Origin of the sequence: Kribbella sp. NPDC056861 (genome assembly GCF_040687575.1) — a bacterium.
Lineage (GTDB): Bacteria > Actinomycetota > Actinomycetes > Propionibacteriales > Kribbellaceae > Kribbella.
On record NZ_JBFBNQ010000002.1, the window covers coordinates 579,357 to 596,562 of the forward strand.

Sequence of the window (17,206 nt, forward strand, 5' to 3'; positions counted from 1 at the left end):
GCTCTGTGGCGACCCTGGTCAGCGTCGCCAGCCCGGACCTGCCTGCCGGAGGGGCCTCGCGCCTCGACGCTGTGCGGGCGACGGCTACACCCACCGGTGACTGCGGGCCGGGGCTGGCGACACCAATAGTCTGCCCCGAATCCGCTCAGCAGGTTGCAAGTTATCCACAGGGCGTCAGGACGCCGCCCACTCTGCAAGCACGGTCGAGCTGAGTCGCTTGTCGTACCGGAGCTGCTTTCCTGCATTGAGTTGCTTCGCGAGGTCGGCCAGGTCCAGGGGACTCTTCCCAGGCCACTCGTTACGGATTGCCTCGACGGCGAGCTGTTCGGGGATGAGCTGATGGCCGTGACTACGCATGTAGACGAGCGCGTGGACTGCTGACGATCGTTCCCGCGGATCGATGAGCCCCTGATTTGGCACCGCTACTAGCTGGGAGATCCCGCGGACCATCGCCTTGATGGCCGAACTTGCCTCAGGGACCTGCGGAACAGGCTCGCCGTCTAGAAGCTCCGCGTCGTGGGCGGTAATCCACGGCGCATGAATCTCGAACCCACGGACCGCGACGAGACCGTCAAGCCCAGACTCCCGCTCGATGCCGAGGATCTCGTCCAGGTGCAGGCACCACGCGATGACCACTCCAGTTCGCGCCCGCGCGGTGTACCGGGTATGCCGATGGCCCGTGATTCCGATAGGTAGGCCAGCCTTCGCGAGGAAGGGTGACGCGTCGATGTCAGCGGTACTGGGACCGATGATCGTGACCTTGTCGCCCCCTGCCCATACCCTCGCAAGATCGAACGACTCAGGTAGGTCGATGTGCGGTGAGATGTAAGCGCGGCGCATGTGACGAGAATAGACCCGAACGCCCCCACTCCATCCCGACAGTTGGAGTGGGGGCGTTTCGTCGTTCAGGCTGCTAGTTGGACATTCGTGCCCTGCGCCAGGCGCTCGGCGTAGATGCCGTAGGGATCACCGTTCTCCCGCGCCCAGACGAACAGCTCCGACGCCGTCGAGGCGATGTCCGCGTGACTCCGGCTCGCGTGGCCACCCATCATCTCAATATCCGTCTGGGCGCAAACCGGGCACACACGACCGAAGGCATCGGCCGAGGAGTCGAAGCCGTGCAGGTCCTTGAGGTGCTTGGTGAATGCAGAGCTGGCTGCATAGTCGAGCACACACCAAAGGCATTGGTGTCGCCTGTGGGCACCCTCGGTCGGCTTCCGCCCCTTGCGGGAGCCAGTAGCCGCCGCCACCATCGCATTGTGTTGCGCGCTGTTCGGCTTCACACGGCCGGCCTTCGCCTCACTCGGTACCGGGCGACCAAACTCGGCTAGGAACGCACGCATCTGCGCCATACTCATGTTCTCATCGCACGGGTTGCAGGTATCTGCGAGCCGTGGCCTGTCGTTGAGTGCGTAGGTGCGCTCCTCTGCCGGGTGCTCCTCACTGCCACCGTGGTTGTCGCACCAGCGCTCGATCACGACCCTCGACCCCATCAGCCGACCTTCCGCAGTCGCGGGCGTTCACGCTCGCCGTCGTCGACGCTCATCACCATCAGCCTCAACTGGCCGTTGCCATCTTCATCAATCCGGCCCATGCCGGGCTCAAGGAGGTAGCCCTCTAGGTACTGCGCAGACGTGCGGTGCAAGACCTTGCCGGTGAACGGATGAATGGTCAGTTTCCGGATCACCTTCTTGCATCGTGTGCATCGCTGGATCTGTTGCAGTGGGTACCGCCACTCGAAAGCTCCGGCGATCCGGCCTCGGATCTTCGGGTCCTCCGTTAGCGGTCTGGCCGCCCAGCCATCCCACCAGTGGTTGCGACTCGTGCGGCATTTGAGGACGCCCTGACTCTTGCCCTCGGCCCACGATGCAACCTCGTCCGGGTCGGCCCATTCCGAGTTCATCTAGGGGTGCTCCCTTCCGGTGCTGTAGTTGCTAGGTAAGTGCCTATCGCAAGGCACCCTCCCTGACCACAAAATCGGTCAGAGAGGGTGCCAAATGTGGACAGGGATGGACAACTAGCTTGCGAGCACCATGTCCTCGCGGGTAAGCGGAGCCTTGCGATTACGCTTCCGGCTGGTCGCCGCCAGGATGCGATCGCGGAAGCCACGGCAGATGTGGCCGTAGGTGTCCCAGGTGACCTGAATCGAGCTGTGACCCATCATCACCGAGACATCGCCGATCGGAACATTCCCGGTCAGAAGGTTGCTGGCGTACGCGTGCCGCAGATCGTGGAACCTGCACTCCCCGTCGAACCCATGCTCGTTTGCTCGTGCGACAAGCCGGGTCCAGACCTTGCAACGCGTGTCCGGTCGCTTCAGGCCGCCGAACTTGGCCGGGAAGATGAACCGCTTGCCGTGGGCCTCGTGATGGGCCTTGAGGCGTCTGGCCAGCTCGACAGAGCAGGGGATGTCGCGAACTCCCTGCTCAGTCTTCGGCGATCCGACACCCCATCCGCTACCCACACGGGTCGCGGTCTGCCGTACCTCGATCCATGCCTGCTGCCCCTTGATCTTTACGTGCTTGGGCTCCAGCGCTGAGACCTCGCCACTACGTAGACCGGTCTCCCACACCAGATCCATCTCAAGCCGCATATCCTCGTCAGGCTCAACACCCATGATGTGTCGTCCGCGATGGATCACCGTCACCGCGCAGGCGCGCAGGATCTCGAACTCATCCTCGGTGATGTACCGGGCGATGCTCTGCGACTTGCGCCGCTTCGGGATCACGACCACGTCGCAGGGGTTTTCCGGGATGACCTTGGCCACCTTGCGCGCGAAGTTCATGACCGCCTTGGCCAGCACCATCCCCGCACGAGGGTCGCCCTGGCTGCGTAGGTAGTTCCACAGCTCGCGGGCGTCGCGCTCCTCGATCTCCTCTACTGGCCTATCCCACCAGTGCTTGAGCTGCTTGATGTGGAAGCCGTAGGCACGGACCGTCGAATCCTTGTGATACGGGTGTTCTGCGATGAATCGCTCGTACATCTGATAGAAGGTCGGCCCCGTCTCCGGCTCCGGCAACGGCCGGCTGCGCTCCGGGTAGACGATGCTCCTGTCGAGGACAATCGGGTCGTTGTCGTAGACCATGTGGCCGCGCTCTGCCACAGCCCGGCTCAACTTCCTCAAGCCCTCGAAGTCGTCCCAGGTCACCCGCTGTGGGGCACCACCTCGTTTACCCCCGTAGGTCCATCGGACCGTCCAAGAGGTGACCTTCCCTGTCGATCTGGACAGGTTCTGAATCGGCTTACTAGCCATGCTTGTGCTCCCGCTCTGTCAGCGCCCAGTTGATGGCTGGGCTGGGCTGTTGATGGCAGCCCTACGGGAAGCCTACCGATTCGTAGGTCGTTGGTAGGTCGATTTCTAGACGGGAAGAGCCGAATCGGCCCTATTTACTCAGAGACCGAGACTGCGGCCGATGAGTTCCTTCATGATCTCGTTCGAACCCGCCCAGATCTTGGTGACGCGCGCGTCCCGCCAGGCCCGCGCGACCCGGTACTCGTTCATGTACCCGTAGCCGCCGTGCAGCTGGACGCAGGCGTCCAGGATGTCGTTCTGTACCTGTGCACTCCACCACTTCGCCTTGGCCGCGTCCACAGCCGACAGCCGGTCCTCGTCGTGCGCGACCACCGCGTTGTCGACGTACGCCTGGGTCACCTCGGCCTTGGTGACCAGCTCGGCGATCAGGAACTTGTTGTACTGGAAGGAGCCGACCGCCTGGCCGAACGCCTTGCGCTGCTTCACGTACTCGATCGTCTCGGTCAGGATCTGGGCGGCGTGCGCGATGTTGGAGACCGCCGCGCCGATCCGCTCCTGGGCCAGCCGCTCCATCATGTGGATGAAGCCGCGGTCGATGGTGCCGAGCACGTTCTCGTCCGGCACGAAGACGTCCTCGAAGAACAGCTCCGAGGTGCCGGACTCGGTCTGGCCGACCTTGTCCAGCTTGCGGCCGCGACCGAAGCCCGTCATGCCCTCCTCGACCGCGAACAAGGTGATGCCCTTGGCGCCCTTGCTCGGATCGGTGCGGGCCGCGGTGATCACCAGGTCGGCCATGTCGCCGTTGGTGATGAAGGTCTTCGACCCGTTCAGCACCCAGCCGCCGTCGGCCTTCTTCGCGGTGGTCTTCAGCGCGGCCAGGTCGGAGCCGCCGGACGGCTCGGTCATCCCGATCGCGGCGATCAGCTCGCCGGAGCAGAACTTCGGCAGCCAGCGCTGCTTCTGCTCCTCGGTGCCCAGGTCGACCAGGTACGGCGCGGAGCAGTCGTAGTGGATCCCGAAGCAGCTCGACAGCGAGGCCGAGACCTTGGAGACCTCCTCGGCGAACACCGCGTTGAACCGGTAGTCGCCGACCGACGAGCCGCCGTACTCCTCCGGCACGTCGAGCCCGAGGAAGCCCTGCTTGCCGGCCTCCAGCCAGGCGGCCCGCTCGATCGTCTTCTCCTCGAGGAACTGCTCCATCCGCGGCACCAGCGAGCGATCGCAGTACTCCTTGGCGCTGGCCCGGAAGGCGTGGTGGTCCTCGTTGAAGATGATCCGTTCCATCGCGCGTCCTCCCGAGAAGTGAGCCTGAGATCACGCCGCCGCCCGGTCCAGCGGGTGGCTAAGCGCTTGCTTAGCTTCGCGAATCTAGGGCATTGTGTCAACGTGTCCGCAGTCACCAGTCCCCTCGCGTGGGAGCACGTCCAGCCCGCCGCCGCCCGCCGCCTGCTGGTCGGCGCCATCGAGGCGTTCGCCGAGCGCGGCTTCCAGGCCACCACCACCCGCGACATCGCCTCCCGGGCGGACATGTCGCCGGCCGCGCTCTACGTGCACTACCCGTCGAAGGAACGCCTGCTCTTCGAGATCAGCCTGTACGGCCACCGCGCCGCGCTGGAGATCCTCACCGCGGCCAACGACGCCGACTCCCCGACCTCTCGTCTGCGCGCGATGGTCTCCGCCTTCACCGCCTGGCATGCCGAGCACCACACGATCGCGCGCGTGGTCCAGTACGAACTGGCCGCACTCAGCCCCGAACACTTCACCGAGGTCGCCGCGATCCGCCGCGCCATCTCCACACTGATCGAGAAGGTCCTCGCGGACGGCGTCAGCGAGGGCACTTTCGCCGTACCGGACCTGCCGGGCACGACCCTCGCGGTGCTGTCCCTGTCGATCGACGTGGCCCGCTGGTACGACCCAAGGCGCAGCGCATCCCCCGAGACACTCGGCGCCACGTACGCCGACCTGGCTTTGCGGATGGTCCAGGCCTAGTCCGCGCCGGCATCATCCGGCACCCGCACCCTCACCCTCGCCCGGCGCCCTGCCGACCAGGCTCCGCGCTGACCACCTCTACGCAGTCCCACACCCGGCCGCGCCCCACACCCGCCGCCCGGCGTCCTGCGCCCCGCACCCGGCATCCGCGCCCCCGTACCCGCCGCCCTTGCCCGGCATCCGCGCCCGCGCGCCCCCGCGTCCTGCGCCCCGCACCCCGCACCCCGCGCCCTGCGCCCTGCGCCCTGCCGACCAGGCTCTGCGCTGACCACCTCGACGCAGTCTCACCAACCTCGGCACGTGCGAAGGCCCGGCTCCCCCACGGGAAGCCGGGCCTTTCAGCTACAGATCAGGCCTGCAGAGCAGCCTGTACGTCGAGGTGGATGTCCACCTTGTCACCGATCAGCAGCTTGCCACCCTCGAGCGGCACGTTGAAGTCGATGCCCCAGTCCTTGCGGCTGATCTGGGTCGAGGCCTCGAAGCCGATGATGGTCTGGCCGTACGCGTTCTGCTCCACGCCGAGGAACTCGACGGCGAACTCGATCGGCTTGGTGACGTCCTTGATGGTCAGCTCGCCGGCCAGGATGTAGTCGTCACCCTCGGGCTTGAAACCCGTGGTCGTGAACGACATCTTCGGGCTCTTCTCGGCGTCGAAGAAGTCGCCGGAGCGCAGGTGGCCGTCGCGCTGCTCGTTCCGGGTGTGCACGGAGGCGAGTTCGACCGACACGTCGGCGGTCGACTCCTCGAGCGAGTCCTTGACGATGATCTCGCCGGAGAACTCCTGGAAGGTGCCGCGGACCTTGGTCATCAGGTGCCGGACGGTGAAGCCGATCTCGGTGTGCGCCACGTCGAGGGCGTAGGTGCCGGAAACCAGGCCGGGGATCGTGGTCGTGGCGGTGCTCATGGGGGTGGGTCCTTTCGAAACGGTAAGCCAGTCGGGGGCGTCGCTGTCGCTGTGCTGGTGATTCGGGTTGAAGCATCAACCAACGAGCTCGACACTAGAGAGGAACTGTTTAAAAGTCAATTACATTCCCGGTACACTGTCCGGGTGACGATGACGACTGGGACCCGGTGGCTTGACTCCGAGCAGCAGGTGGCGTGGCGCGCGTACCTGCTGGGCACTGCGCGCTTGATGGCCAAACTCGACGACGATCTCCGACAGTTCGGCCTGGGCATCAACGACTACGAGATTCTGGTCCGGCTCTCCGAGGCGCCCGAGCGGCGGCTCCGGATGGCGGAGCTGGCCGACCGCCTGCACCAGAGCCGCTCCCGCCTGACCCACACGGTCGGCCGCCTGGAGGCAGCCGAACTGGTCCGCCGGACGTCCTGCAAGAGCGACAAGCGCGGCGTGTGGGCCGAGCTCACCGACGCCGGCATGACGCTCCTCGACCACGCCGCGCCGTTCCACGTCGAAGGCGTCCGGGAGAACCTGGTCGACCTCGCCTCCCCCGAGGACTTCGCCGCCGTCGGCCGAGTCTTCGACGCCGTCTCCGAACACATCGGCCAGCGCTAGCCTTAATTCCTTGTTGGGTGACAGGCGCGCCTCGACGCTCGCCTGTCACCTTCCTCACCGACGCGATCGCCAGCCTCTTATCAGGGCCTGAAGCTGTCGGCCCTTCGCAGTACCGTCTGCTCATGGACGGACTGACAATCCAAGTGACCTCCGTGACCATCACCACCCCGGATCCCCGCGCGCTCGCGGCCTTCTACTCCCGCCTGCTGAGCCAGCCGGTCACCACCGAGGAAGGCCCACGCCCCGGCGCCCCACCCACCGACGGCTGGGCCCAGATCCGCCCCATCATCGGCCCAACCCTCAACTTCGAATACGAAGCCGAGTGGACCCCACCCCAATGGCCGAGCCGCCCCGGCACCCAGCACGCCACTCAACACCTCGACATCCACGTCAACAACCTCGAGGCAGCCGTCAACCACGCCCTCGCCTCAGGCGCCACCCTCGCCAACCACCAACCCCAAACCGACGTCCGAGTCCTGCTGGACCCCGCCGGCCACCCTTTCTGCCTCTTCACCTGAACCACTGGTATCCGCAGAGCCTCCACCTCACCCGGCGACTGCTCGGCACAGCCATCGCCGAGCTACCATCCCGCCCCGGCAGCAGCTCGGCACCCCCACCGCCAAGCCCCACCTGGCAGCACCTCGGACACCCCACCGCCAAGCCGCTCTCCGCCCGGCGACCGCACGCCACCCCAGCCGCCAAACCATCTCCTCCGCACGCCACCCCGCCGCCAAGCCCACCCCACCCGACAGCAGCTCGGCATCCCCACCACGAGCCGCCACTTCACCCGGCGACCGCGTAGCACCCCCGCCGCCTAGCCCCACCCCGCCCGACAGCAGCTCGGCATCTCCACCGCCGAGCCACCATCTCGCTCGGCGACTGTCCACCACCCCGTCGCCATGCCGCCGCCTCGCCCAGCGACTGGTCGACACCGCCTATCGCCAAGCCACCACCTCACCCGGCGACCGAACGCGACTCCCATCGCCAAGCCGCACCCCCACCCGGCGACCGCTCGGGACCGCCATCGCCAAGCCACCACCTCGCCCCGCGACCGCACGCCACTCCCACCGCCAAGCCACACCCCCACCCGGCGACCGCTCGGGACCGCCATCGCCAAGCTGCCACCTCACCCCGCGACTGCTCGCCGCCGCCATCACCGCGCCACCCAACGGACCCCTGCCGGATGATCTCGACGGACCTCATGCAGGAACGCAAAGAGCCCCGCCGGATGATCCCGGCGGGGCTCTGCTGCTTGCTGCGCTTGCTGCTGCGCCTCGCTCTGGCGGCTGGGTCAGTCGCGGGTGAGCTTGCGGTAGGTGACGCGGTGCGGGCGCGCCGCTTCGGCGCCGAGGCGCTCGATCTTGTTCGCCTCGTAGGCCGCGAAGTTGCCCTCGAACCAGAACCACTTGGACGGGTCCTCGTCGGTGCCTTCCCACGCCAGGATGTGGGTCGCGACGCGGTCCAGGAACCACCGGTCGTGGGAGATCACCACGGCGCAGCCCGGGAACTCGAGCAGCGCGTCCTCTAGCGACTGCAGCGTCTCGACGTCCAGGTCGTTGGTCGGTTCGTCGAGGAGCAGCAGGTTGCCGCCCATCTTCAGGGTCAGGGCCAGGTTCAGCCGGTTGCGCTCACCGCCGGACAGGACGCCGGTCGGCTTCTGCTGGTCCGGGCCCTTGAAGCCGAACGACGCGACGTACGCGCGGCTCGGCATCTCGAAGTTCGCGACCTTGATGTAGTCGAGCTCGTCCGACACCATCTGCCAGACCGTCTTCTTCGGGTCCAGGCCGCCGCGGGACTGGTCGACGTACGAGATCCGGACCGTTTCGCCCAGCTTCAGGCTGCCGTTGTCCGGGGTCTCCTCACCGACGATCATCCGGAACAGCGTCGACTTGCCGACGCCGTTCGGACCGACGACCCCGACGATGCCGGCCCGCGGCAGCGAGAAGTTCAGCCCGTCGATCAGTACGCGATCGCCGAAGCCCTTCTCCAGCTTGTTGGCCTCCATCACCGTGCTGCCCAGTCGCGGACCGGCAGGGATGTTGATCTCGTCGATGTCGCGCGGCTTGGAGCGCTCGGCCTCGGCCGCGAGCTCCTCGTACCGGGCCAGCCGGGACTTGCTCTTGGTCTGCCGGGCCTTCGCGTTCGACCGGACCCACTCGAGCTCGCGCTCCAGGATCTTCGCCCGCTTCGCGTCCTTCTGCCCCTCGACCACCAGCCGCTGCTGCTTGGTCTCCAGGTACTTCGAGTAGTTGCCCTCGTACCCGTAGGTCTTGCCGCGGTCCAGCTCCAGGATCCACTCGGCCACGTTGTCCAGGAAGTACCGGTCGTGGGTGATCGCCAGTACGGCGCCCGGGTACTTCTGCAGGTGCTGCTCCAGCCAGAGCACCGACTCGGCGTCCAGGTGGTTGGTCGGCTCGTCCAGCAGCAGCAGGTCGGGCTGCTGCAGCAGCAGCTTGCACAGCGCGACCCGGCGGCGCTCACCACCGGACAGGTTGTCCACCAGCACGTCCGGCGGCGGGCAGCGCAGCGCGTCCATCGCCTGCTCCAGTTGAGCATCGACGTCCCACGCGTTGCTGTGGTCGAGGTCGGTCTGCAGGTCGCCCATCTCGGCGAGCAGCGTGTCGTAGTCGGCGTCGGGATCGGCCAGCTCGGCGGAGATCTCGTTGAAGCGGTCCAGCTTCTTCTTGGTGTCGCCGACCCCTTCCTCGACGTTCTCCAGCACGGTCTTGCCCTCGGTCAACGGCGGCTCCTGCAGCAGGATCCCCACCGTGGCGCCCTCGGCCAGCCGCCCCTCGCCGTTGTTGGGCTGGTCCAGCCCGGCCATGATCTTGAACAACGAGGACTTGCCGGTGCCGTTCGGCCCGACCACGCCGATCTTCGCGCCGGTCAGAAAGTTCAGCGTGACGTCGTCGAGAACGACCTTGTCACCATGGGCCTTCCGCACGTTGCGGAGCGTGTAAATGAATTCCGCCATACCCCCGAGCCTATGCGCTACCCCCCACCGTCTCCCAACCGAGTACCCCACGCCGACCAGCCCGGTACTCCAGGCGGAGATCCCGAGTACTCCGCACAGAGACAAGACGCCGTACGCCGCCGACCAACACCGACGTACGGCAGCCTTAAAGAAGCTGTGGCAGGCGCCTGCCATAGCCCGCTCTCCAGGCAACCTGTCCGCAGGAGAGCTCAAGCAACCTGTTGAAGTGGTGGCACCCGGAGGTCGGGCTCGTCGGTCGCGGTGTCGAACTGGTTGCGGGCAGGCGATCTGGTGAAGATGGCGGTGCCCAGCGACAGGTCATGGCCGACCGAGGTCGCCTCGATCACCATCCGGGACTGGGGATTGCCGGCCTCGTCCTTCCATTCGGTGGTGCGGAAACGGCCGGCGACCACCACCGGCTGGCCGCGCATCATGGACTGCTGCACGTTGCCGGCCAGCGCCCGCCAGCACTCGACGGTGAACCAGTTCGTCGGCCGGTCGGTCCAGACCGCGGTGTCGTTGTTGTACTGCCGTGGGGTCGCCGCCAGCCGGAACGAGGCGACCGAAACTCCTTCGGAGATCTCCTTGAACCGGATATCGCTGCCGATCCAGCCCTGCACGGCCAGATGTGTCTCACTCATCGTCATCACCCTCCTGGTGTCGTGAACTGCCTACACCAGAGAAGATGCCGCGAATTCGCCCGATCCCGGAGACGACTTCAGAGCCTGGGGACAACCTAATCTCAGTCGACCTCCTCGAGCACATCACCGCGATCCAGCGCCAGGTGAGCCAGACCGGCGAAGAGGTCCGGGTGACGCTCCGGCGCAGCTACCAGGCCCAGGTCGAGGAGGTCTGGGACGCGATCACCCTCAGCGGCGATGGCGAGACCACAGATCTCCAGATGGACCACTCGGTACCGGCGGCCTTCGGCGGCCCGAGCGGCGCGCTCTACGTCGGCCCCGGCTGGGACGGCGCTCTTCGGCCTAGCCCTCTACCTCGAAGGCAAGGTCGAAGAGGGGCAAGATCCCAGAGGGATGGCCAACTCCCCCGAGACGCTGGAGTTCTCGGCCCACTCGATCCGCGCATGGACCCAAGCAGTACGAGACTCCGAGCTGGTCACCGAAGACGAGCTACGGCCCGCCATCGAAGCAGCCGTCAGCCAATTCACGCCCGGATCGCCGATCGAAGATTTTCTTTAAAGCCATGCAGTCAGGCCGCGCGACCCGCGCGGCTCTTGGCCCGAGCCATCCGCAACAGATAGAGCGGCGTCGGCGGCACCCACCCGAGCTGCTTGGCCTGAGTCAGGTCATCGCGATTGGCCCAGTGCTCCAGCACCAGCCCACTCTCCACCCTGAACCAGTGCGACTGAGTGGCCGCGAACGTCTTCCCCGTCGGCGGAAACACCGTGTCGATCGCCCCAGCCTCGTTGTAGGTAACGAAAGGCGCGACATGCCGCCCGCTCATCGTCGAGTTCACCGCCACCAGGTCGCCGTCCGCCACCGAGTGATGGATCTCGTAGCGCAGCTCGGCGAACGCCTCCCGCAGCCACAAAGCCGTGGCATAGAACCCAGCGGGCCCCGGTACTCGCGACGACGGCGGCTGCACCACGTTCTCCCGATCCACCGCGGCCGGATGAACGAGCTCCTCGAAGTCACTGGCACTACCGTCGGCCATGGCCAGGATGCTTCTGATCACCACGGATCCCAGGTCACTGTTCATCGCCCCTCCCAGATTAGATACAGTTAGACTGTCCCCAAAATATTGGATCGGTGCATGACAGAAGTCAAGAGGCCGTACGACGCCTCCGGCCGGCAGCAGCGCGCCCGCGCTCGCCGACGGGCCGTAGTACTGGCTGCGCGGGAACTGTTCGAGCGAGACGGCTTCCGGGCCACCACGATCGCCGATGTGGCCAAGGCGGCCGGAGTCTCGGCCGAGAGCATCTACAAGGGTTTCGGGACGAAGGCGGCGCTCGCGAAGGCCGTCTTCGACCAGGTGCTTGCCGGCGACGACGAGCCCGTACCGATCGCCCAGCGAACCGAGTCGCAGGACGTCCAGGCAGAGCCCGACGTACGCCGCAAGCTAGCGCTCTACACCGCTGGGCTGGCCCAGCGGCAGGCCCGCTCGGCCAAGGTCCAGATCCTCATCCGCGACGGCCGCCACACCGACGACACCCTCGAAGAGCTCTGGCAGAACCTGCTGACCGAGCGCCTCACCGGCATGGGCCTGTGCGCCGCCCACCTCGTCGACACCGGCCAACTCCGCCAGGGGATCGACCACGCCGAAGTACGCGATGTGTTGTGGACCTGCATCTCGGTCGAGCTATACGAACTGCTCGTCCTGCAACGCGAGTGGACTCTCGACCGCTACACAGCCTGGATCACCCAGGCCATCACTGCGGCCATCTGCCCGTAGAGGTCAGCCGCGGGCGATGGCCAGCTTGTCGCGGCAGACCGTGTACGCGTCGAGCTCGTCGCGGGCCGGGGCAACGACGTGGCTGTCGGCAACCTTCTCCAGCTCGCTGCGAAGCGCCTTGGCCACTAGGCGAGCCCGGCGGTTGGCGCCGCTCGTCGCGAAGAGGCGGCAGGCCACCGAGACCGCTACCCCTAGCAGCGCGCCGCCGATGAGCATGATCGTCGCGTACGGGATGCCCTCCCACTTGGGCAGCGTCAGGTCCTGCAGTTGCAGGAAGCCGACCAGTACGAGCCAGACCGCGCCACCGAGGGCAACCAGGAACAGCAGCCACTGCAGGAAACGCGCTGCGGCCCACCAGCCAGGGGTGTTGTTGGCGCCGAGGTCAGTACGCGCGACTGCCTGATCCAGCTCGTCGCCGAGAGACTCCTCGCGGCGGCGGATCGCAGTACGGACTGAATCGGCCCACGGGCGGGACAGACCGGCTGCTGCCTTGTTCGTGATGTTCCGTACTGCGGTGTCCATCCGCGCGCGTTGCACAGGTGTTGCTGCCGGCAACGAAGAGCGAGCGATCGACACCTCGTTGGACGCGGACTTCCGCAAAGCCTTGTTCTGCTGGCCCAAATGCAAGCGCCGCAACGGATCCGGGCGGAACCGGCCCAGCCACTTAGTGACCGGCCATCCAGTCGCAGCGGTCGCGCGCTGCAAGTAGGACCGGCGTACGGCCTCCACCACCACCGGTACGCCGCTGGCGTCCGACAGCGAGTCCACCAGCTCGGTGATGTCCGACTTGGCGATCTCCGGCGTCTTGGCGTTGCCGCACTGGCTCGCCATCCGGTCGGCGACCCGGTCCACGTCGGCGGCGAGCCGCTCCCGCGCGGCGCGCTTGGCGTTGACCCGCTTGACCAGCAGGGCGCGCAGATCGTCCAGCCCGTCGCCGCTCATCGCCGAGGTCGCCACCAGCTGCGGGTTCTTGAGACCGTCCGACTTGAGCAGCCGGGTCAGGTCGGCCAGGCAGCTCTTGCGCTGCGCGTCGGTCAGCTTGTCCGCGTGGTTCAGCGCGAACGCCATCACCGACGAGTGCGACGCGTACGGCTTGATGTAGCGGTTGTGCAGCGCGGCATCGGCGTACTTCTGCGGATCGACCACCCAGACCAGTACGTCGACCAGCTCGACCAGCCGGTCCACGATCAGCCGGTGCTCGACCTCGGTCGAGTCGTGGTCGGGCAGGTCCAGCAGGACGAGCCCGTCCAGGTCCTCGGACTGCGCGCCCTCCAGCGAGCTGCGGTGCTGCACCTGGTGCCGGCGCGGGATCCCCAGCCAGTTCAGGAGTTCACCAGCGGGCTCCTCGCCCCAGACACAGGCGAGTGGCATCGAGCTGGTCGGTCGCCGGGTCCCGATCGCTGCCAGGTCGAGCCCGGTCAGCGCGTTGAACAGCGACGACTTACCCGAACCGGTCGCACCGGCCAACGCCACCACCGTCAGATCGCCGGACATCCGGAGCCGTTGGCTGGCCCGGTCCACGATCTGTGATGCCTCGCTCAGAACCACCTGGTCCAGCCGTCCGCGGCCGGCCTCGGCAGCATCTTCGAGCGCCTCGATCTTCGTCAGGACATCAGTGGAGCCCCTCACCAGGCCCTTGACCGTATCCACAAGTCCCGTCACGTGCAGTCCTCCACCGCGCGCGCGGCCTCCGTCAGTTGCCTGGGTGCGTCCGGATCGACCGGATGCTGGTCGAGCACAGCCAGGTAGCGGGCGAATTCGGCATCCATCAAAGCATGAACTCTAGCGTCAAGATCGTCGCGGGCCTTGGCGGCCAGGGTGCGAACGGCCTGATCGCCGAACACGGCCTCCAGCAGCTTCTGCCCGACCACAGCGGTCCCGGCGCCGACGCCGACCTCCGCGCCGGTCGGGATGCCCGCAGTACTGGCGAAGATGACGACCATCAGGGCCAGTCCGAGACCGTTGACGCCGTACGCGAGGATGCGCGCCGTACTGCGCTTGTCGGCGCCTTCCTGGCGTACCAGGTCGAGCACATAGCCCTGCCACTCGCGTACTGCGCGGCCTGCCTCGGCCGGGAACTCCTTGGACATCCGGCCCATGTCGCGGTCGCCCGCGGCCAGCAACTGGCGGCCCGGCGCCGTGGACTGCCACGACTCCTCGGCACGTTCGGCAGCAGCCTCGGCGTGCTCACGCAGCAACGACTCCAGGCCGGACTCGACGGCGTCCTTGAGGTCCCGGGTGGGCGGCGGCTTGCCGACCACCGCAGTACGGACCTTGTCGCGCATCCGGCCGATGTTGGTCTGCAGCCCCTTGAGCAGCTCGCCGGTCCCGACGAACTCCTGCCAGCGGGCCAGCACCTCGCCGCGCAGCATGGTGCCGTCCTGGGTCGCCTTCGCGATGTCCTTGACGGCCCGGTCGTACGCCGTTTCAGCGGTCGAGCGCAGCTCCACCACGGTGTCGGCCTGCGCCCTGACCGCCTTGGCGAAGGCCGGCGTCTTCTTGGTCATCGCGGTGACAGCGCCTTGCAGCGTGCGCCGGACGACGGCCGAGCGGGCCTCCTGGTCAGCCGCCAGGTCGACCAGCCAGTCCTTGATCGAGGCAACCACATCGCTGGCGAGCATCCCGTTGCCGTCGACAACGGTCTCCTTGATGCTGAACAGCGGCGAGTCGCCGAGCCCACGCTCGAGCAGCATCTGGGCGAGGTGCCCGGTGATGTCGTCGATCGTGTCGGCCGGCGCCCGGTCGAGCACCACAGCGACCGCGGTACTGCGGTCCGAGGCGCTCTGCAGGAACTCCCACGGCACCGCATCGGCGTACCGGGCGGCGGTGGTGACGAACAGCCAGAGATCAGCGGCCGCAAGCAGCTGGGTCGCGAGATCCCGGTTGGCCTCGACCACCGAGTCGATGTCAGGCGCGTCGAGAACCGCCAGCCCCTGCGGAATGGTGTCAGCGGCAACCAGCCGGATCTGCCCGGGATCCTCCATCCCACCCGGGCTGTCACCGCTGGAACGCGCCATCTGCGGCAGTACTCGATCGCCGGTGAACCACTCGGCGTCGGCCGGGTGGTGAATCAGCACCGGCGAGCGGGTGGTCGGACGCAGTACGCCGGGCTCACTGACGACCTGCCCGATCAAGCTGTTGACGAGCGTCGACTTGCCCGCGCCAGTGCTACCACCGACCACGGCGAGGACCGGCGCTTCGAGCTGGACGAGGCGCGGCAGGATGTAGTCGTCGAGCTGATCCAGCATCGACTTCTGCTGCTGACGGGCTTCGTCGGCGCCGACTACGTCGATCGGCAAGCGGCTGGATGCGAGCGCGCCGCGGAGCTTCATGAGCGCGGTGATGAGCGCCATTGCTGCTTGCTCGGTCGCTACTTCTTCGACCGACTTCTCCGGTGCGGCTTCCGCGGGCTCGTCGGTGGTGGTGTCGGCGTCGCCGGTGGTGACGGTGTCGGTGGTGGCGTCAGTTGAGGCGTCGTCATCTGCGGGCTTGTCGCTGGTGGTTTTGCCACCGCCGACTGCAGCAAAGCTCGCGATAGCAGCAGTCTCAGGAGCCGCCGGGGTGTCTTCGTCAGCACTTGCCGACGTGTCTGCGTCGGTGCCCGCCGCTGAGTCCGAGTCAGCATCTGCTGCGGCGTTGGCGTCGGCCGCTGTGTCAGCTTCAACGGCCGCCACTGCTTCAGCTTCGGTGTCGGCGCCAGCAACAGAGTCGGCCTCGGCGCCAGACTCCGACTCCGCGTCGGCGTCTGCATCAGCCTTCGGCTCGGCGTCTTCCTTCGGCTCCGCATCGGCCGTCGACTGAGCGGCGGGCTCCGTGCCAGAGCCTGCATCTGCTTCTGCGTCCGACTCGGCGTCTAGCTCTGGCTCGGCGTCGGCGTCGCCCGCAGCAGCAGGCGCCTGCTGGTCTTTCACTTCGGCAGCAGACTCCGGCTCACCCTCGGGAAGCTCAGGCTCCAGATCAGCCTCAGCAACCTCGGGCTCTGCACCGTCTGCAACCGCGGGCTCGACCTCGGCGGCCTCCTCGGGCTCAGCCTCGGCAACCTTCTCGGGCTCGGCCTCTGCAGCGTCCTCGGGGTTCGCGTGTGCGACGTCTTCGGTCTCCGCCTCGTGGGCGGCGATCAACTCGTCTTCCAGCGCCGCCGCTTCGGAGTCCGTCGTGAGCTCGTCGTCCTCACCCAAACCCTTGGGCAGTCCGATGATGATCTCGCCGTACTCGAGCGGGAACCCATCAGCCGACTCGTCCGGCTCATAGGTGACGCCGACCTTTGGGCGCGCGTCTTCCTCGCCAGTGGTCGCCAGCGCAGACTCGTCGGTCACCATCTCGGCGGAAAGCTCGACATCCGTCTCAGCCGCCGCCTTCTCAACCGGCGCTTTCTCAGCGTCGGACGCCTTGGCGGATACCTTCTCCGCCGTCGCCGGCTCGTCGGAGGTCCCCTCAGCAGCCGTCGCCTGGTCCGTGGGGTCGGCCGCGGTCGCCTGCTCCGCTGCGGGCTCACCGGCGGGCGCCTGTGCGGCTGAAGGATCTCCGGTGGTCGCCTGCTCGGCAGACGAGCCTCCGGCGGTCGGCTGCTTGATTACGGGTTCCCCTGCGGTCGACTGCGTGGTGGCGGCGTCATCGTTCGGGCGAGCGGCGGCCTTGTCTTCTACCTGACCGTCGGACTCCGCGGCGGCACTGGCATCCGCGCCCGCCTCCGCAGACTTTTCGGAGCCGGCAGTATCAGCCGTGGCGGCATCCGCTTCAACAGCATCCGCAGGAGCGGTGGCATCAGCAGGAGCGGTCGCATCCACAGCGTCGGTGGCACCTGCAGCAGCAGACACCTCTGGAGCAACAGCATCCGCATCCGGCTCAGCCGGAGCAGCAGCGGACGTAGCACCGCCCGCCTTGCGCTTCCGCCGGCGCCAGAAGCCCTTGCCCTTGGCATCAGCCCCGGACCCCGAACCCGGTCCGGATTCGATCAGCCGGGCCAGTTCGGAGACAGGCTGATCCTGGGCCGGAACCTTCGGCTCTCCCGAACGCTCCGAACCCTCACCAGCTGGCCTGGTGTCAGCCACGGCTACCGCCCACG

General features: G+C 67.1%; 16 protein-coding genes. 4 read left to right on the forward strand and 12 right to left on the reverse strand.

The window, feature by feature from the left end; genetic code table 11:
* Positions 1-174: 174 nt before the first annotated feature.
* The 5 genes from AB0P21_RS09835 to AB0P21_RS09855 all read right to left on the reverse strand — a co-directional run bounded on the left by AB0P21_RS09835 (position 175) and on the right by AB0P21_RS09855 (position 4,537).
* Positions 175-840: a hypothetical protein gene (locus tag AB0P21_RS09835; protein WP_363695274.1), complete on the reverse strand. Its 666-nt coding sequence runs from the start codon at positions 838-840 to the stop codon at positions 175-177.
* Between the two features lie 65 nt (positions 841-905).
* Positions 906-1,478, reverse strand: a complete 573-nt coding sequence (locus AB0P21_RS09840; protein WP_363695275.1) for a hypothetical protein — start codon at positions 1,476-1,478, stop codon at positions 906-908.
* Positions 1,479-1,492: 14 nt separating this feature from the next.
* Positions 1,493-1,903 (reverse strand): hypothetical protein, encoded by a 411-nt coding sequence (locus AB0P21_RS09845; RefSeq protein ID WP_363695276.1) that lies wholly within the window; start codon positions 1,901-1,903, stop codon positions 1,493-1,495.
* A gap of 114 nt (positions 1,904-2,017) precedes the next feature.
* The gene (locus AB0P21_RS09850) at positions 2,018-3,148 is read right to left on the reverse strand and encodes a site-specific integrase (RefSeq protein ID WP_363695278.1); all 1,131 of its coding nucleotides are present in this window, start codon (positions 3,146-3,148) and stop codon (positions 2,018-2,020) included.
* Positions 3,149-3,391: 243 nt separating this feature from the next.
* Entirely contained in the window at positions 3,392-4,537 is a 1,146-nt protein-coding gene (locus AB0P21_RS09855; protein WP_363695280.1) for an acyl-CoA dehydrogenase family protein, read from the reverse strand.
* A gap of 102 nt (positions 4,538-4,639) precedes the next feature.
* On the opposite strand from AB0P21_RS09855, the gene AB0P21_RS09860 reads away from it, so the two are divergent.
* Positions 4,640-5,242, forward strand: coding sequence for a TetR/AcrR family transcriptional regulator (locus AB0P21_RS09860; protein ID WP_363695282.1), 603 nt, complete (start codon positions 4,640-4,642; stop codon positions 5,240-5,242).
* Positions 5,243-5,591: 349 nt separating this feature from the next.
* Here the strand turns inward: AB0P21_RS09860 and AB0P21_RS09865 are convergent, their stop codons facing one another.
* Positions 5,592-6,146, reverse strand: coding sequence for a YceI family protein (locus tag AB0P21_RS09865; RefSeq protein WP_363695284.1), 555 nt, complete (start codon positions 6,144-6,146; stop codon positions 5,592-5,594).
* Positions 6,147-6,296: 150 nt separating this feature from the next.
* On the opposite strand from AB0P21_RS09865, the gene AB0P21_RS09870 reads away from it, so the two are divergent.
* On the forward strand, positions 6,297-6,755 hold the full coding sequence (locus tag AB0P21_RS09870; RefSeq protein ID WP_363696470.1) for a MarR family transcriptional regulator: 459 nt from the start codon (positions 6,297-6,299) through the stop codon (positions 6,753-6,755).
* Positions 6,756-6,877: 122 nt separating this feature from the next.
* A complete protein-coding gene (locus tag AB0P21_RS09875; RefSeq protein WP_363695286.1) occupies positions 6,878-7,273 on the forward strand; it encodes a VOC family protein in 396 nt (131 codons plus the stop codon).
* Positions 7,274-8,046: 773 nt separating this feature from the next.
* Here AB0P21_RS09875 and ettA read toward each other — a convergent pair.
* The 4 genes from ettA to AB0P21_RS09895 form a co-directional block, all read right to left on the reverse strand.
* Positions 8,047-9,729, reverse strand: a complete 1,683-nt coding sequence (gene ettA, locus AB0P21_RS09880) for an energy-dependent translational throttle protein EttA (protein ID WP_363695288.1) — start codon at positions 9,727-9,729, stop codon at positions 8,047-8,049.
* Positions 9,730-9,938: 209 nt separating this feature from the next.
* Positions 9,939-10,370, reverse strand: coding sequence for a single-stranded DNA-binding protein (locus AB0P21_RS09885; RefSeq protein ID WP_363695290.1), 432 nt, complete (start codon positions 10,368-10,370; stop codon positions 9,939-9,941).
* A gap of 101 nt (positions 10,371-10,471) precedes the next feature.
* Positions 10,472-10,639 carry a hypothetical protein gene (locus tag AB0P21_RS09890; protein ID WP_363695292.1) on the reverse strand — a complete coding sequence of 56 codons (168 nt, stop codon included), beginning with the start codon at positions 10,637-10,639 and terminating at the stop codon, positions 10,472-10,474.
* Between the two features lie 299 nt (positions 10,640-10,938).
* Positions 10,939-11,448: an ester cyclase gene (locus tag AB0P21_RS09895; protein WP_363695294.1), complete on the reverse strand. Its 510-nt coding sequence runs from the start codon at positions 11,446-11,448 to the stop codon at positions 10,939-10,941.
* A 54-nt stretch (positions 11,449-11,502) separates the two neighbouring features.
* Between AB0P21_RS09895 and AB0P21_RS09900 the strand changes: the two genes are divergently transcribed.
* Entirely contained in the window at positions 11,503-12,141 is a 639-nt protein-coding gene (locus AB0P21_RS09900) for a helix-turn-helix domain-containing protein (protein WP_363695295.1), read from the forward strand.
* Between the two features lie 3 nt (positions 12,142-12,144).
* Here AB0P21_RS09900 and AB0P21_RS09905 read toward each other — a convergent pair whose 3' ends face one another.
* Positions 12,145-13,803, reverse strand: a complete 1,659-nt coding sequence (locus tag AB0P21_RS09905) for a GTPase (RefSeq protein ID WP_363695296.1) — start codon at positions 13,801-13,803, stop codon at positions 12,145-12,147.
* Positions 13,800-17,192, reverse strand: coding sequence for a dynamin family protein (locus AB0P21_RS09910; protein WP_363695297.1), 3,393 nt, complete (start codon positions 17,190-17,192; stop codon positions 13,800-13,802). Before AB0P21_RS09910 ends, AB0P21_RS09905 begins: the two co-directional genes overlap by 4 nt.
* Positions 17,193-17,206: the final 14 nt, after the last annotated feature.

What these genes read in the sequence shown, in the direction of transcription:
- AB0P21_RS09835 (WP_363695274.1), bottom strand. Translation starts at nt 840, where the DNA reads ATGCGCCGCGCTTACATCTCACCGCACATCGACCTACCTGAGTCGTTC.
- AB0P21_RS09845 (WP_363695276.1), bottom strand. Translation starts at nt 1,903, where the DNA reads ATGAACTCGGAATGGGCCGACCCGGACGAGGTTGCATCGTGGGCCGAG.
- AB0P21_RS09855 (WP_363695280.1), bottom strand. Translation starts at nt 4,537, where the DNA reads ATGGAACGGATCATCTTCAACGAGGACCACCACGCCTTCCGGGCCAGC.
- AB0P21_RS09865 (WP_363695284.1), bottom strand. Translation starts at nt 6,146, where the DNA reads ATGAGCACCGCCACGACCACGATCCCCGGCCTGGTTTCCGGCACCTAC.
- AB0P21_RS09870 (WP_363696470.1), top strand. Translation starts at nt 6,297, where the DNA reads ATGACGACTGGGACCCGGTGGCTTGACTCCGAGCAGCAGGTGGCGTGG.
- AB0P21_RS09875 (WP_363695286.1), top strand. Translation starts at nt 6,878, where the DNA reads ATGGACGGACTGACAATCCAAGTGACCTCCGTGACCATCACCACCCCG.
- ettA (WP_363695288.1), bottom strand. Translation starts at nt 9,729, where the DNA reads ATGGCGGAATTCATTTACACGCTCCGCAACGTGCGGAAGGCCCATGGT.
- AB0P21_RS09885 (WP_363695290.1), bottom strand. Translation starts at nt 10,370, where the DNA reads ATGAGTGAGACACATCTGGCCGTGCAGGGCTGGATCGGCAGCGATATC.
- AB0P21_RS09895 (WP_363695294.1), bottom strand. Translation starts at nt 11,448, where the DNA reads ATGAACAGTGACCTGGGATCCGTGGTGATCAGAAGCATCCTGGCCATG.
- AB0P21_RS09900 (WP_363695295.1), top strand. Translation starts at nt 11,503, where the DNA reads ATGACAGAAGTCAAGAGGCCGTACGACGCCTCCGGCCGGCAGCAGCGC.